13 protein-coding genes are annotated in these 14,644 nt (G+C 62.7%); 1 reads left to right on the plus strand and 12 read right to left on the minus strand.

What is annotated here, in order from left to right; genetic code table 11:
- Window positions 1-134: 134 nt before the first annotated feature.
- Window positions 135-662 (minus strand): hypothetical protein, encoded by a 528-nt coding sequence (locus C1D09_RS33155; protein ID WP_167514619.1) that lies wholly within the window; start codon window positions 660-662, stop codon window positions 135-137.
- 129 nt (window positions 663-791) lie between these two features.
- Between C1D09_RS33155 and C1D09_RS15040 the strand changes: the two genes are divergently transcribed.
- Window positions 792-1,730 carry a GlxA family transcriptional regulator gene (locus tag C1D09_RS15040; RefSeq protein WP_276315187.1) on the plus strand — a complete coding sequence of 313 codons (939 nt, stop codon included), beginning with the start codon at window positions 792-794 and terminating at the stop codon, window positions 1,728-1,730.
- Between the two features lie 8 nt (window positions 1,731-1,738).
- Here the strand turns inward: C1D09_RS15040 and C1D09_RS15045 are convergent, their stop codons facing one another.
- From C1D09_RS15045 to C1D09_RS15095, 11 genes are all read right to left on the minus strand, one after another.
- Entirely contained in the window at window positions 1,739-2,536 is a 798-nt protein-coding gene (locus C1D09_RS15045; RefSeq protein WP_143975054.1) for an ABC transporter ATP-binding protein, read from the minus strand.
- Window positions 2,533-3,306 carry an ABC transporter permease gene (locus C1D09_RS15050; protein ID WP_143975055.1) on the minus strand — a complete coding sequence of 258 codons (774 nt, stop codon included), beginning with the start codon at window positions 3,304-3,306 and terminating at the stop codon, window positions 2,533-2,535. The genes C1D09_RS15045 and C1D09_RS15050 overlap by 4 nt, the downstream gene beginning before the upstream one ends.
- Before the next feature lie 74 nt (window positions 3,307-3,380).
- Window positions 3,381-4,331: an ABC transporter substrate-binding protein gene (locus tag C1D09_RS15055; protein WP_143975056.1), complete on the minus strand. Its 951-nt coding sequence runs from the start codon at window positions 4,329-4,331 to the stop codon at window positions 3,381-3,383.
- Between the two features lie 204 nt (window positions 4,332-4,535).
- A complete protein-coding gene (locus tag C1D09_RS15060) occupies window positions 4,536-5,384 on the minus strand; it encodes a DUF1194 domain-containing protein (RefSeq protein WP_143975057.1) in 849 nt (282 codons plus the stop codon).
- 90 nt (window positions 5,385-5,474) lie between these two features.
- Window positions 5,475-8,036 carry a GcvT family protein gene (locus C1D09_RS15065; protein ID WP_143975058.1) on the minus strand — a complete coding sequence of 854 codons (2,562 nt, stop codon included), beginning with the start codon at window positions 8,034-8,036 and terminating at the stop codon, window positions 5,475-5,477.
- 149 nt (window positions 8,037-8,185) lie between these two features.
- Window positions 8,186-8,944 carry an FkbM family methyltransferase gene (locus C1D09_RS15070; RefSeq protein WP_143975059.1) on the minus strand — a complete coding sequence of 253 codons (759 nt, stop codon included), beginning with the start codon at window positions 8,942-8,944 and terminating at the stop codon, window positions 8,186-8,188.
- Entirely contained in the window at window positions 8,941-10,173 is a 1,233-nt protein-coding gene (locus tag C1D09_RS15075) for a glycosyltransferase 87 family protein (protein WP_143975060.1), read from the minus strand. The genes C1D09_RS15070 and C1D09_RS15075 overlap by 4 nt, the downstream gene beginning before the upstream one ends.
- 23 nt (window positions 10,174-10,196) lie before the next feature.
- Entirely contained in the window at window positions 10,197-11,669 is a 1,473-nt protein-coding gene (locus C1D09_RS15080) for an aspartate aminotransferase family protein (RefSeq protein WP_143975061.1), read from the minus strand.
- A gap of 62 nt (window positions 11,670-11,731) precedes the next feature.
- Window positions 11,732-12,739 carry an NAD-dependent epimerase/dehydratase family protein gene (locus C1D09_RS15085; protein ID WP_143975062.1) on the minus strand — a complete coding sequence of 336 codons (1,008 nt, stop codon included), beginning with the start codon at window positions 12,737-12,739 and terminating at the stop codon, window positions 11,732-11,734.
- Window positions 12,736-13,170, minus strand: coding sequence for an EamA family transporter (locus tag C1D09_RS15090; protein ID WP_143975063.1), 435 nt, complete (start codon window positions 13,168-13,170; stop codon window positions 12,736-12,738). The genes C1D09_RS15085 and C1D09_RS15090 overlap by 4 nt, the downstream gene beginning before the upstream one ends.
- A 124-nt stretch (window positions 13,171-13,294) precedes the next feature.
- Entirely contained in the window at window positions 13,295-14,644 is a 1,350-nt protein-coding gene (locus C1D09_RS15095; RefSeq protein WP_143975064.1) for an FAD-binding oxidoreductase, read from the minus strand.

Consider the following 14,644-nt stretch of genomic DNA (forward strand, 5'->3'; position numbering starts at 1 on the left):
CCGCGCCCACCAGCCCGGCAGGCCTTCTCTATTTTATTTGCATTCAAATGAGTTTCGAAGCCATGTCGCCAACGCATGGCGCATATGAGCAAGCCGCATAGCGGCTCCGGTTTCGAGTAATGCCTTGTAAACAATCACAAATTTCGAGCAGTTTGCCCAAATTTGTCGCAATCGGTGTCGCATTTCATATCAAGTGCTTCGTTTTTGCGATTTAGTTTTACCCAACACAAGCCTATATCACCGCCAGCAAACGAGCTGCCCCACTCCATCAAGCGAAGGCGACCCGTCTGAGCAACCGATAGGAGATGATGATGAAGCTTTTTGCCCGCCTCTTTACCCGCCGCGAAATGAACCTGACCACCGCTCTCGAGCGCCAGCGCCTTGCCAAAACCATGCCCGGCCAGACCGGGGCGATGGCTGCGGCGCGCCTCGGTTTTGTCGCTTGACCATTTCCAGGCAGCGCCTCCCTGCCGCTGCTGCTTCAAGACTGTAACGCCGCCTGGCTCCGACCACGGCGGCGTTTTGTTGTGCCTTTGTACATTTTGCCTGTCGCGTGAACAGTTGATGCCGTTCGCCTGAGCATTACCGCAGACTGATTGCCCGTTTGCGACCCATGTCGCAAATTTTGTCTCACTGAGGCAGCGTAGCCGATTGACAGCCAAGGTTTTTCCTGATGTCGCTATGCTATTCGCGACATCCTGTTCGCGCCATGGCCAGGTGAGGTTCCCGTGAACGCCATCAAGCATCCGATCAAGCGATCGTTTGTCTTTTTCCTTGTCCCCGATTTCACCATGATCGCTTTTGCGACCGCACTCGACCCGCTGCGCTCCGCCAACCGCATGCTCGGCTACGAGGCCTATCGCTGGCGCCTGGCCAGCATCGACGGCAAGCCGGTGCGCGCCTCGAACGGCGTCGAATGCGCGGTCAACACCTCGCTGGAGGAAGAGCGCAAGAAGATGGCGGGCCCCGACCGGCCCAACATGGCCATCGTCTGCAGCGGCATCGATGTCGAGCGCTACCAGAACAAGTCGGCCTTCGCCTGGCTGCGCGAGGAGTATAATCGTGGAGTCGCCGTTGGCGGCCTGTGCACCGGCGCACACATCCTTGCCGCCGCCGGCCTCCTGTCCAACAAGCGCTGCGCCATCCATTGGGAAAACCTGCCGGGCTTTTCCGAGGCGTTCCCGAAGGCCAATGTCTTTGCCGACCTCTTCGAGGTCGACCAGAACATCTATACCTGCGCCGGCGGCACCGCTGCGCTCGACATGATGTTGAAGCTGATCGGCGACGATTTCGACGAGAGCCTCGTCAACCGGGTCTGCGAACAGGTGCTGACCGATCGCGTGCGCAGCCCGACGGACCGCCAGCGCCTGCCGCTGCGCGCCCGCCTCGGCGTGCAGAACTCGAAGGTCCTGACCATTATCGAGCTGATGGAAGGCAATCTCTCCGAGCCGCTGTCGCTGATCGAGATCGCAGACCATGTCGACCTGTCGCGTCGCCAGATCGAACGCCTGTTCCGCACCGAGATGGGTCGTTCCCCTGCCCGCTACTATCTGGAGATCCGCCTCGACCGCGCGCGGCATCTGCTGATCCAGTCCTCGATGCCGGTGGTCGAGGTGGCGGTCGCCTGCGGCTTCGTTTCGGCCTCGCATTTCTCGAAATGCTACCGCGAGCTCTATGCCCGCTCGCCGCAGCAGGAGCGTGTCGACCGCAAGCAGTTGCTGGCGGCCTGATCGCCGGATCAGGCCGCGGCCGGCCGCGTCTGTGCCGTGCGCATCGCCTCTATCCGGATGTCCTCGGTCAGCCGCGCCTTCAGCGCCGAGAATTCCGGACTGGTCTTCAGCGTGTAGTGGCGCGGATGCGGCAGGTCGATGGCGACGTCCGACTTGATACTGCCGGGACGCGCCGTCATGACGATGACCCGCGAGGCCATGAAGATCGCCTCCTCGATGTCGTGGGTGACGAACAGCACTGTCTTCTTGCGTCGCTCCCAGATGCCGAGAAGCAGCTCCTGCATTAGCCCGCGTGTCTGGTTGTCGAGCGCGCCGAACGGCTCGTCCAGCAACAGGATCTCCGGATCGTTGGCGAGCGCACGGGCGATCGCCGTGCGCTGCTGCATGCCGCCGGAAAGCTGCTTCGGCCAATGATTTTCAAAGCCCCTCAGCCCGACCAGATCGACATAGGAGGCGACGATGTCGTCCCGCTCCTTTGGCGCCATGCCGCGTTCGCGTAGGCCAAAGGCGATGTTCTCGGTCACCGTCAGCCACGGGAACAACGTGTAGGACTGGAAGACCATGCCACGATCGGGTCCCGGCCGCGCCACAGCCTTGTCGTCGAGCAGCACGCGGCCTTCACTCGGTGCTTCCAGGCCGGCGACGATTCTAAGCAGCGTCGACTTTCCGCAGCCGGACGGCCCCAGAATGGTGATGAAGTCGTTGGCGGCGACCGCCAAATCGATCGGCATCAGCGCCTTGACCGGCAGTCCGCCACGCACGCCGGCAAAGGCGCGCGAGACGCCCTCGATGAGAAGCTTGCTCACGCCAGGCTCCATGGAAAGAGCCAGCGGTTGAACGCCTTGAAGGCGAAATCGGACAACAGCCCGATCAGTCCGATGACGATGATGCCGAAAATGATCTGTCCGGTCGCCAGCCGCGACTGACTGTTGATGATCATGTAGCCAATGCCGGAGGACGAGCCGATAAGCTCGGCGACGATGACATAAGTCCAGGCCCAGCCGAGCACCAGCCGCAGCGTCTCGGCGATTTCGGGCGCGTTGGCCGGCATGATCACCCGTTTGACGATGCCGTTGCTGGTCGAGCCCAGCGTATAGGCGGCCTCGACCAGATCGCGCCGCGTCGACCCGACCTTGACGGCAACGATCAGGATGATCTGGAACACCGAGCCGACGAAGATGACCAGCAGCTTTTCCAGTTCGCCAATGCCGGCCCACAGGATGAGCAGCGGGATGAAGGCAGAGGCCGGCAGATAGCGCGCGAAGGACACGAAGGGTTCCAGGAACGCTTCCACCGGCTTCCATGCGCCCATGGCGATGCCGATCGGCACGGCGACGACCGAGGCCAGCACGAACCCGCCGAAAACGCGCCAGATGGTGATCAATATGTCGAGCCAGAAGCGGTCCTCGACCAGCAGCCGCCAGCCGTCCCTCAGCATCGACAGCGGGTCGGCGAGGAAGATGCGGTTGACGTGGCCGCCAAGGGTGATCCACGCCCAGAAGGCAATAAACAACACGAAAAAGGAAATGCCGAGCGCGATTCGTAGGCCCGGCGAGACTGGATGCAACGGGCGCATCTTCACATCGTCCCCATCAAATGGTCACGTATCCAGGAAAGAGCGTCGCCGCACGATGGGCAATGGTCGGGCGGTCAGTTCGCCACCGCGCTGGTGTCGGCCAGCGTGGCGACGTCGGGCGCTTCCTTGATCAGCCCCATCTGCAGCAGCAACTCGCCCGCTGTTTTGGAAAAATCCTGGAATTCCTTGGTGAAGAACTGCTGGTTCTCGGCCTTGTCGGCCCATTTCAAGTACTTCGCCGAATCCTCGAATTCCTTGGCCGACTGTTTCACGTCGGCGCCCATGATCTCGTAGGATTTCTGCGGGTCCTTCTTGATCAGGTCGAGCGCCTCGAAATAGCTGTCGGCGAGCGCCTTGGCCGCCTCGGGATTGGCCTTGAGGAATTCGGGTGTGCAGCCGACCGTGTCGAGCACCATCGGATAGTCGAGCGTGGTCGCCAATATGTGGCCCTGGTCGGCCTTGTCGCGCACGGCCGAGATGAACGGCTCATAGGTGACAGCTGCATCGTTCTGGCCGGCGAGGAAGGCTTGCGCCGCCGCGTCCGGCTCCAGATTGACGACCGTCACGTCCTTGGTCGACATGCCGTTCTTGTTCAGCACCCATGCGAGCAGGAAATACGGCGACGTGCCCGGGGCCGAGGAGGCGACGTTCTTGCCCTTGAGATCGGCGACCGTCTTGATGTCGTTGCGCACGACGATGCCGTCGGCTCCATAGGATTTGTCGAGCTGGAAGATCTGCTTGGTGGTCACCCCGCTGGCGTTCCATACCAGCCATGTCTCGACGGTGGTGGCGGCGCACTGCAGGTCGCCGCTGGCGATGGCGAGCGGACGGCTGGCCTGCGGCACCTTCTTCAAGGTCACATCGAGACCGTGCTTCTCGAAGAGCCCTGCCTGCTTGGCAAGCGTCAGCGGTGCGAAGCCGGTCCAGCCGCTGATGCCGATGGTGACCGATGTGGCGGCCATCACCGGCGCCGACAAACCGAGGGCAAGCGTCAAAGTCGCGGCGAAAACGGCGATCCTGTTCATGTCGGTTCCCCTTTTTTATCTCTGGGCGGAAGTGTTCACAGAGGCCTGTCGGCTTGTCAATCAACAGGAACGTGTTCGGCTGCTGCAAGCAGGCTCATCTCACGACCTGCGTTGGGGCAGGATTGACGCCGTGCCCATGGACAGTCGCCGCAACGGCGCCCGGGCGATTCGTGCCAGTCGTCACCGTTGGTCGGCTCGCTCGGCTCAGCGGCTGTCGAGCATCCAGTTGCGGTTGCGCCACATTTTCTCACCGATCTGGCAGTCGGCCGCGGGCTTGTCCTGCGCCAGCACCACCGGCGGGTGATCGGCCTCGTCCGCCGCCCATTGCGGTGAGGCCGGGCCGGCAAGCTCCAGAACCAGTTTGCGGCGAATGGCTTCGGGAAATTGCGTCCAGTCGTTGACCGGGATCATGAAGGCGCCCGGGCCGCCGATGACGCAGTCGCTGTAGTAGCGGTCGAGATCGTTGACGTCGTAGGCACCGGAAATGCCACCCCGGGTCATTAGCGGCAGGCCGTTGATGACGATGCCTTGGCTGACCACGCCGTCGCGGGTGAGATTGACCGGAGCGCCCTGGTTGTTGGGCCCGTCGCCGGAAATGTCGATGACCCGCCTGGTCCCCTGGTAGCCGCTTTCGGCAAAGAGGTCGCTGCCGAATTCCAGCGCGCCGGAGATCGAGGTGCGCCGCGCGCTGTTGGGCGGCTGCGCGGATAATTGCGCGACCATCCGCTCTGCGTCGGCACGGTTGGCGATGACGGTCCATGGCACGATGACGCGCTGCCATGTGGTGCCGGCCCACTCGACATAGGTGACGGCGATCTTGCCATGGGCGCCATCGGTGATTGCCTGCAGCACGTTGTCGTGCGTCAGCGCCGCCGCGTAGCCATGACGCTGGATCTCGAGCTCGTCCGCCGACATCGACAGCGAAACGTCGACCGCCAGCACCAGCTCGACATCGACCGGCTCATCCGCGCGAGATCCCGGCGTCGGCCAAAGCACCGCCGCCAGCGCGGCGCAGCCGGAAAGGAGATGTCTTGCGCGCGACAAAGCAGACATGCCGCAAGGGTAAGCGAAAACCGCCCGCTTAAAAAGACAAAAGCCCGGCTCGAAGCCAGGCTTTTGCGATAAGTCCCGTGGCCCGGCCGATCAGCTGCGCGGCTTGAGGTTCTCCGGGTCATAGAGCGGCTTGTAGCCGACGCCGGCGACCTCGACCGGATAGGTCTCGCCGAAATATTCCACCTCAAGCTTGCGGCCTTCCTGCGCATACGAATGGGGCAGGTAGGCGAGCGCGATGTTCTTGCCGATCGTCGGCCCATAGGCGACCGAGGTGGTGAAGGAGCGGCGGCCGAGTTCATCGACCAGCGTCTCGCCGGTGGCCGGATCCAGCACCGGCATCGTGCCAACGGGATAACGCGCCACGCCCTTGGAATCGGTGTTTTCGGTCATCACCAGCGTGCACAAAGTCGCGGGCTGGTGCTCGCGGGCCCGGTATTCCACATGCTTGGCCTTGCCGCAGAAATCGTTCTCCTTCACCTTCGGACGCGCGAGATCGGCTTCCAACAGATTGTACTCGGTCAGAAGGTCGGCATTCTGCAGGCGCAGGCTCTTTTCCATGCGGCGCGTGTTGGCATAGGTCTCGACGCCGAACGGCATCACGCCGGTCGAGCGCAGTGCGTCCCAGACGGCGAGGCCATCCTCGTAGCGCATGTGCAGTTCCCAGCCCTGCTCGCCGACATAGGAGATGCGGAAGGCGGTAACATTCTTGCCGCCGATCCTGACCGGCTTGATCGCCGCGAAGGGGAAATTCTCCGGCGAAAGGCCCTCGGGATTCTCGACCACCTTCTGCAAAGTGGTGCGGGCATTCGGGCCCCAGATGCCGATGGTGACGTATTTCTCTGTCACATCGGTGATGGTGGCGTCAAAGCCTTTGTCCTGCGCGGTGCGCTGCATGTAGCGGAAGTCGCGCGGGCCGGCATCGGCACCGTCGATCACCCGGCAGCGATCGGCCATGCGGATGACAGTGAAGTCCGCGCGCACCATGCCTTCCTCGTCGAGGAAGTGGGTGTAGATGCCCTTGCCGATGTTGTTGTCGCCGCCGATCTTGGCCGCGCACAGCCATTCCAGCAGCGCGACGTGGTCTGGTCCTTCGACGTCATACATAGAGAAATGGGACAGGTTGACGATGCCGCAATCCTCGCTCATCGCCAGATGCTCGGCATTGGAGACGCGCCAGAAATGGCGGTTGTCCCACTCGTTCTCGCGTACGGGAACGCGGTTGCCGTATTTCTCGAGCAGGTGCTCGTTGGCGGCGTAACCATGGGCACGCTCCCAGCCGCCCAGTTCCATGAAATAGCCGCCGAGTTCCTTCTCGCGCTCCCAGAACGGCGAGCGCCTGATGTTGCGGGCCTTGGAGAAGGGCTCGCGCGGATGCACGGCGGGATTATAGACCTTCATCGCCGTCTCGGTGCAGCGATCCCAGATGAACTGCTCCTTCGTCTGGTGCGGATAGAAGCGCGCATAGTCGATGGCGTGATGGTCGATCGCGGTGCGGCCGTCCGTCATCCAGTCGGCGATCAGCTTGCCCATCCCCGGACCGTCCTTGACCCAGATGGCGACGGCATACCAGAGTCCCCGCACCTTCTGGCTTTCGCCCATGGACGGGCCGCCGTCGGCGGTCACCTGCAGCAGGCCGTTAAACGAATGGCTTTCATTGTAGCCGAGTTCGCCCAGGATGGGCGTCAGCTCCATGGCGCGTTCGAGCGGCGCCAGGATCTGCTCCATATCGAGGTCGCGCTGCGACGGCGATAAGCGCGCCTGGTCCTTCTCCAGAAGGTCGCGAGGATGGCAAAGGCGCGGGTTGTTTTCTTCGTAATAGCCCCACTCGATCTGACCGCCCTCGGCGGTCTTGGGGTCGCCGGTGTCGCGCATATAGGCCGAATTGCCCTGGTCGCGCAGCAGCGGCCAGCCGATCTCCTTGCCGGTGCCGGCGAACTCATTGTACGGGCCGAAGAAAGTCAGCGGATGGTCGATCGGCATGACCGGCAAATCTTCGCCGACCATCTCCGCGATCAGCCGTCCCCAGATGCCGGCGCAGACGATGACGCAGTCGGCCTCGATGGTGCCGCGGTCGGTCACCACGGCGCTGATGCGGCCGTTCTTGACGACCAGCGACCTAGCAGGCGTGTTGGCGAAGGATTTCAGCTTGCCCGACGCTTCAGCCTGGTCGACCAGCTTGCCGGCGACGGTCTGCGAGCGCGGGATGACCAGACCCGCGTCCGGATCCCAAAGGCCGCCTTGCACCATCCCCTCCTCGATCAGCGGGAATTTCTCCTTGATCTCGGCGGGTTCGATCAGGCGAGCGCGCGTGCCAAAGGCCTTTGCCGAGGCGATCTTGCGCTTGATTTCGTCCATGCGGCTGTCGTCACCGACGCGAGCCACTTCGAGGCCGCCGATGCGCGCGTAGTGGCCCATCTTCTCGTAGAAATCGATGGAATAGAGCGTCGTCCAGCAGGACAGGAAATCGTGGCTGGTCGTGTAGCAGAAGTCCGAGGCATGCGCGGTCGAGCCGATATCGGTCGGGACGCCCGACTTGTCGATGCCGACAATATCGGTCCAGCCACGTTCGATCAGGTGATGGGCGATCGATGCGCCGACAATACCGCCAAGGCCAATGATGACGACCTTCGCCTTTTTCGGAAACTCTGCCATTGCCCGCGACTCCAGATGCTATTGCGGGCAGCGTCGGCGCCCGTTTGATCGGCGCACAATATGCAGACGACCGGCACGGCGCTACCGCCTGTTTGCGACACGCCGCGGGTGCGGCGCGACCCGATCCGGATCGGGGAAAACCTGAGACGTCAGGCGAAGGCCCAGACGTCCTCGGCCTGGAAGCCGACCTGATAGCCCGCTGTCTTCAGTTTGACCACGACCTGGCCAATCTCCGGAGCAGGCAATGCGCCGACCTCGATCTTTATCATGCCGGGACGGTAGCGTTTCAGATCGAGCTGTTCGAAGACGATCCAGTCGGCGCCTTCACAATCCACGAGAAAAGCATCGATATGGCTGATGCCGTTGCGGTCGAGCAGCGTCTGCAGCGTTTCCGACGGCACCTCGATATCCCTGAGGTGCGGCGCGAATTTGTTGAAATTGCTGTCGGCCTCGCCCCAGGCATTCTTGCCCGACATCAAGTTGGTGTCGGTGACCGAGGAGCAGCCGATGAATTCGATCGGCAGCGTGCCGGCCTCGAGGGCCGCGGCATCGAAAGTATGGACGGTGATCGTGCCCTTGGTTTTTGTGACGGCCACCGGCTCGATGATGAAGCGCTCGGTGTCAGGATAGTTGGCGCGCAGCCGCTTCTGATTGTACGGGATCGGCTCGACCAGCATGGCGCGGGCGCCGGCAATCCTGTGCAGCCACGGCGTCACATCGTCGAAAAGCGCGCCGTCGCAAGCGCCGACATTGACCATCTGGAACGGCTGCCCCGCCCCGCCGAAGCGCGCTTTCAGCGCTGCCTTGGCCAGGAATTTCGTGCCGCGCAGCGACGGCCCACGATCGAGCAGGCCTGAGGGCAGGCCGAGCGACAAGGCGATGCGCGCCAGGCTGGATAGCGAACTCATGGCTTGTCTCCGGGAATGACGTGCAAGGCCGCGCTATGCTGGCCGCGGACCACGGCTGCCCAGAGCGCCATGAACGGCGCTGCCAGCAGCAGGAAGGGCGGGATCAGGTGCGGGAAATAGATGCGCGTGTCGTGGATCGGAAAGACCGCGAACTTTGTCAGAGCGCCCAGCACCAGCGCCGCGAACAAAATGCCAGCGCGCCGATCAAGTCGGAAGCCGGCGCGGCTGGTGGCGAACCAGCCAGCCAGTGCCAGCACGGAAACGCCGACCCAGCTGTTCAGGTTGACGGCGCGCAGCAGCGATGTCGCAAACGCCTTGAGATAGGCGGTGACCGAGAACGCCGGCTCGAACCCATCCATATTGTAGTGCTGCTCGATGCTGGAGAACCAAAGATGCGGCCACCAGCCAGGATGCTGGGCCCAGTGCGAGATGGCGAAATAGGCAACGAAGGACGCGGCAAAACCGGCCAGCGCGCCCCGCGCCTTTTGCCGGAAGACGACCAGCAGCACCGCGAATATGGCAAGGAAAACGATATTATCGGGCCGCACCATGAAGGCCAGGAAGAGCAGCATCGCCGTCGCCACATCGCGGCCTCGGACATAGGCGTAGAGCCCGCCGAGCAGCAGCGCCGATGTCAGCAGATCCGGCGTCGAAGCGCGCGCCGCATCGCCGAAATCAGCCATGATCAGCACCGCGCCGACCACTGGCGCCAAGGCCAGGGCCTTTTCCCTGTGCAGCCAAAGCAGCGCGATCGCGCCGAACAGCAGCACCGAAAACACCTGTACCAGCCGCATCGCCTCGACCGGCGACATCACCGCGCTCAGCGTCGACAGGATCTCGGCATAGAGGAACTTTATCCGGTACATGCCGAGCAGCGAATGAAAGTCGGCGGCATTCTCCCTCATGTGGCTGCGGAAGCCGCCGCCATCATCGGTCAGCACCTTGTAGTCCCCCGCCGACACGCCTGCCTTGACGGCACTGTAGGCATAATCATGCAACGCCTGCGCGTCGGGATGGGCGCCCTCTTCGGCGACGGCAAGGTAGGGCAGCATGTCCCAGTTGGCGTCCGGCATCACCCACGCCGTGAAAGCCGTCAGAAGGATGTAGAGCGCGAAAGCCGCCGCACCGATGGGTGCAGCCAACCGCGCGTAGATCCCCTCGCCCCACGCCAGACCGGTCTCGGCAAGCCGGTCAAGCGGGTCATTCGCAGCGGGAGACTTGGTCAGCATCGTCGCTCTCAACGGACTTTCTTCTAACGGACCTGGCTTTTGACGAAATCCTTCACGATCGACACGATGCCGCGCGACAGCAGGCTATCGAAGGCATCGACGAAGCGGTCGACATGCTCGCGCCGGCAGATCAGCGGCGGCTCGAGCCGGATGACGTTGCGGTTGTATTCGGTGAAGGCGACGAGCACGTCGTAGTCGCGCAGGAGCAGCGCGCCGACGAAACCGGACAGCGAGCCTTTCAGCTTGTCGTCGAGCACGCTGACCACCGGACGCAGCACCATCGGCAATGTCTGCGAGAAGTCGTGGAACTCCAGGCCGACCATAAGGCCTTTGCCGCGCACGTCCTTTATGATCTTGGGGAACTTTTCCCTGAGTGCCTGCAGCCGCTGCAGCAGATAGTCGCCGGTGACGGCGGCATTGTCGATCAGCCCCTCGTCATAGAGCACGTTGAGCGCCTCGATCGAAGTGACGCAGGCTTCGCCCATGCCGCCAAAGGTCGCCATGGCATGGATCATTGCCGTTTTCGGTGTGCCATAGGCCTTCATGTAGATTTCACGTCTGGCGATCATCGCGCCGACCGCCGCCTTGCCGCCGCCGAGCGACTTGGCCAGCGCCGTCACGTCAGGCGCGACGCCGTAATGTTCAAAGGCATAGAAGCGACCCGAGCGGCCATAGCCGCACTGCACTTCGTCGGCGACCCACAGCACGCCATGCCGGTCGCAGAGCGCGCGCAGCTTCTGCCAGTATTGCGCCTCTGCCTGGATGATGCCGCCGCCGCCCTGAATGGTTTCGAGCACGATGACGCCGACCTCCGGATCGGAACGAAACAGGCGCTCGACCGCCTCGATGTCGCCGAAGGGAATGCGCACCGTATTATCGGCCACCTTGAAATCGGCGCGGTAGAGTTGGCCGTCGGTGATGCCGAGCACGCCCTTGGTCTTGCCGTGGAAGGAATTCTCGGCATAGACCACCTTCGGCCGCTTTGGGCCGGCGGCGCGTTCGGCGAGCTTCAGCGCCGCTTCCATCGCCTCCGAACCGGACGAACCCAAGAACACCATGTCGAGGTCGCCGGGCGAACATTTGGCGAGGTTGTGCGCGAGCGCTGCCGCATATTGCGACATGAAGGCGATGGCGATTTCCTGGCGTTTCTCCTCCTGGAACTTTTTGCGCGCGTCCAGGATACGCGGATGGTTGTGGCCGAAGGCCAGCGAACCGAAGCCGCCGAAGAAGTCGAGGATCTTGCGGCCGTTCTGGTCGATGTAGAACATGCCTTCCGCACGCTCGATCTTGATTTTGTGGAAGCCGAGCAGCTTCATGAAATGCAATTGGCCGGGATTGAGATGCGCCTTGAACAGGTCGGTCATTCCGGCGACGTCCATCGCCTTGGCCTGCTCGACACTGATCAGATCGGGCTTGGCTGTTGCAGCGGGCGACAGTGCCGGCGCGCTCACCAGGGTGCGCGTATTCGTCTGTTCGGGCTTGGCCATGACGGTCATTTCAATCTCCTGTCCGCGCTGACGACCGGCGTCGTGCGCCATAAAACTGTTTGGCGGGACCACTACTCGGCGGGCACATGTTTGGTGGCGACAGCGGCCCCGGCCTTCTTGGTGCGGTATTCGCTGTAGGCGGCGATCAGCATGTCCTCGTCGCGATATCGCGGCACCCAGCCGAGTTGACGCTCAGCCTTGGACACGTCGAGCACGCATTCCTCGTCGGCGATGAGATATTGTTCCGGATCCATGATCGGCATGTTCATGAGATCGAGCAGGTCGAGCGTGCGCTTGACCGCCCAGCCAGGCGTCGGCAGCAGGATCGACTTCGAGCCGGCATGGCGGATCAGGTCGCCGAGCAATTTCTTCACCGGCGGCGGATTGAGGGAACCCAGATTATAGGCCTCGTTGGGCACGCCGGCCTTCCAGGCCGCGCGGGCAGCTTCCGCGCAATCGAAAACAGAGATGAACTGATAGGGGTTCCTGCCCGAGCCGATCATCGGCACCGGAAGGTTCCAGTCGATCAGCTTGAAGAGCTTTTCGAGAATGCCGAGCCGGCCGGGACCGATAATCAGGCGCGGCCGGAACAGCGAGATCGACATGCCGCGTTTGCGCCACTCGGCGGCGAGTTCCTCGGTCTTCTGCTTCGACCAGCCATATTCGCCGAGCGGCGCGACCGGGTGTTCCTCGGTCATCGGTTGGGTGACCGTATGGCCGTAGATCATGTCGGTGGTGTAATGGACAAGCCTTGGCGCGCCAGCCATGTCCATGGCCTGCATGATGTGCTCAGTGCCATGGAAATTCACCGGGAAGAAGAAGTCGTGTCGTTTGGCGCGCACCTGGATCGGCGACAGCATCTTGGCCGAGAGATTGTAAACCATGTCGTCGGCCTTCAGCCCGACGGCAGCGACCGAGGCCGGATCGGTGACGTCGCATTGGACGAACCGGACGTTGCGGTAGTGAGCAAGCTCGCTCCTGGCGATGTCGGCGACCACGACGTCTTCGCCATCGGCCACGAGCTTGGGCGCAAGGTGGCGGCCGACGAAGCCGTCACCGCCGAAAATGACATGTCTCATCGAACGGTCTCGTTTGCAGGGATCTTGTCGGGCGTGATGGAAGCGGTCTGGTCCTCATGCCCCCGCCCGCTTTGCGCGATCAGCACGGTGCCGACGCAGATGAAGGCGATGCCGGCGATACGCCAGCCATTGAGGTCCTCGCGAAAGACGAAATAGGCGAAAATGGCGACGGCGACATAGGCGAGGCTGAGGAAGGGATAGGCAAAGGAAAGCTCGACCTTGGACAGCACATAGAGGTGCGAGGCCATGGAAATCACGAAGGTGCAGAGCCCGAGGAACACCCAGGGGCTGAACACTATCTGCAGCAGCCTGACGAGCGGATTGACGCCCTCGAACGAGATCGGCCCAAGCGACATCATGCCTTGCTTCAGCATAAGCTGCGCAGCGGCATTGGTCATGACTGTAAAGAGAATGAAGACGATATATTTCATACCCGCGCGCCCGCCCCGTGACTTCCAATAATACAAACCCGAAAAGATTTCGTGAATTCACAAGACCATTTTGAGTAAATCATGCGATTAACCGCTCGCTAACCAATATTCATTCTAATTCTATCTATTCGGCAGCCTCGACGCCGCCCCGCCGCAGGTCGATGCTGCCAGCCGTGCGCGCCCAGAAATCGGACATGAAGGCAGGGTCGCGCAGCGCTTCCAGCCTCGGCCAATCCGCGAAGGAGGCGGCAAAAACTCCTGCGCTCATGCGCGCATCCTTGTAAGGATTGACTGCCCCGCCGGCCGCGACCGTGATGCGGTCGAGTTCGCCAAGCAGAGCAAGCGTCGCCGCTCCCTTGTTGGGGAAATCCAGCGTCAGCGTGTAACCGGGGCGCGGGAACGACAGCAGCGCGGGCGAGCAGATCGAACCGAAGCGCTTCAGCACGGTGAGGAAAGATCCCTGCCAGGCTCGCCGGGTCGCCGCGAGCAATTCCGGCACGACGCTGCGCGCCGCCTCCTCCGGCACCACGCTCTGGTGCTGGAACAGCCCATTTGGCCCATAGAGCCGGTTCCAGTCACGCACGCCGTCGAGCGGAAAGAAGAAACCGTGGTAGCCGGTCCGACGCGGCGCGGTCGCGTGACTCTTCTTCCACCGGTAGGCGGCGTTGAAAGCGGTCAGGAATGGCCGGTTGAGCACATTGAAGGGCGGCTGGAACGGCACGGAAAGGTTGCCGCCGGCGCGCGAGGCCGCATGCGAGCCATGCTCGGCATGGTTGCCGCTGAACAGCAGCCCACGCCCGCTGTTGCGGCCGCCGGTGAGTTGATCGATCCAGGCCACCGAATACTCATTGGCTTGGTCCGCCGCCGCCGCTAGATCGAAGAATTCGGCGAGATCACGAAACGGCGTCGCCTTCTCGACGATGTCGAGCGAAGGCACCCGCATCAGCCGGATCGAGGCCGAGAGCATCAGGCCGGTCAGCCCCATGCCACCGATGGTCGCCGCGAACAGGCGCGGATTGTCTGATGCCGAGCAGCGATAGGTCTTTCCGTCGGACCGCAGCAGCGTGAAGCTTTCGACATGGCAGCCGAACGTGCCGCGCCGGTGATGGTTCTTGCCGTGCACATCATTGGCTATGGCACCGCCGAGCGTGACGAACTGCGTGCCCGGAACCACCGCCGGAAAGAAACCGTAAGGTGCGGCGTGCGCGATGATGTCGGACAGCAGCACACCGGCATCCGCTTCGAGCACGCCCGTCTCGGAGTTCAAGGCGCGGATGTGGTTCAGCGTCCGCATGTCGACGACCGCACCGGCCTGATTCTGGCAGGAATCGCCATAGGAACGCCCATTGCCATAGGCGAGCAACGAGGCTTCCTTCGCCTGACCACCCTTCAGCAGCGCAATGGCATCGTCGGCGTTGATCGCGCGTGGCGCCGGCGGCGTGGCAAGGCCAAAGCTCAAAAAACGTTCGGCCAT

The sequence above is a fragment of the Mesorhizobium intechi genome, from assembly GCF_002879535.1.
GTDB classification, from domain to species: domain Bacteria; phylum Pseudomonadota; class Alphaproteobacteria; order Rhizobiales; family Rhizobiaceae; genus Mesorhizobium; species Mesorhizobium intechi.

Coding starts and splice junctions, on each gene's coding strand:
- C1D09_RS15040 (WP_276315187.1), top strand. CDS start 792: ATGATCGCTTTTGCGACCGCACTCGACCCGCTGCGCTCCGCCAACCGC.
- C1D09_RS15050 (WP_143975055.1), bottom strand. CDS start 3,306: ATGCGCCCGTTGCATCCAGTCTCGCCGGGCCTACGAATCGCGCTCGGC.
- C1D09_RS15055 (WP_143975056.1), bottom strand. CDS start 4,331: ATGAACAGGATCGCCGTTTTCGCCGCGACTTTGACGCTTGCCCTCGGT.
- C1D09_RS15060 (WP_143975057.1), bottom strand. CDS start 5,384: ATGTCTGCTTTGTCGCGCGCAAGACATCTCCTTTCCGGCTGCGCCGCG.
- C1D09_RS15065 (WP_143975058.1), bottom strand. CDS start 8,036: ATGGCAGAGTTTCCGAAAAAGGCGAAGGTCGTCATCATTGGCCTTGGC.
- C1D09_RS15070 (WP_143975059.1), bottom strand. CDS start 8,944: ATGAGTTCGCTATCCAGCCTGGCGCGCATCGCCTTGTCGCTCGGCCTG.
- C1D09_RS15075 (WP_143975060.1), bottom strand. CDS start 10,173: ATGCTGACCAAGTCTCCCGCTGCGAATGACCCGCTTGACCGGCTTGCC.
- C1D09_RS15080 (WP_143975061.1), bottom strand. CDS start 11,669: ATGACCGTCATGGCCAAGCCCGAACAGACGAATACGCGCACCCTGGTG.
- C1D09_RS15085 (WP_143975062.1), bottom strand. CDS start 12,739: ATGAGACATGTCATTTTCGGCGGTGACGGCTTCGTCGGCCGCCACCTT.
- C1D09_RS15090 (WP_143975063.1), bottom strand. CDS start 13,170: ATGAAATATATCGTCTTCATTCTCTTTACAGTCATGACCAATGCCGCT.
- C1D09_RS15095 (WP_143975064.1), bottom strand. CDS start 14,644: ATGGCCGAACGTTTTTTGAGCTTTGGCCTTGCCACGCCGCCGGCGCCA.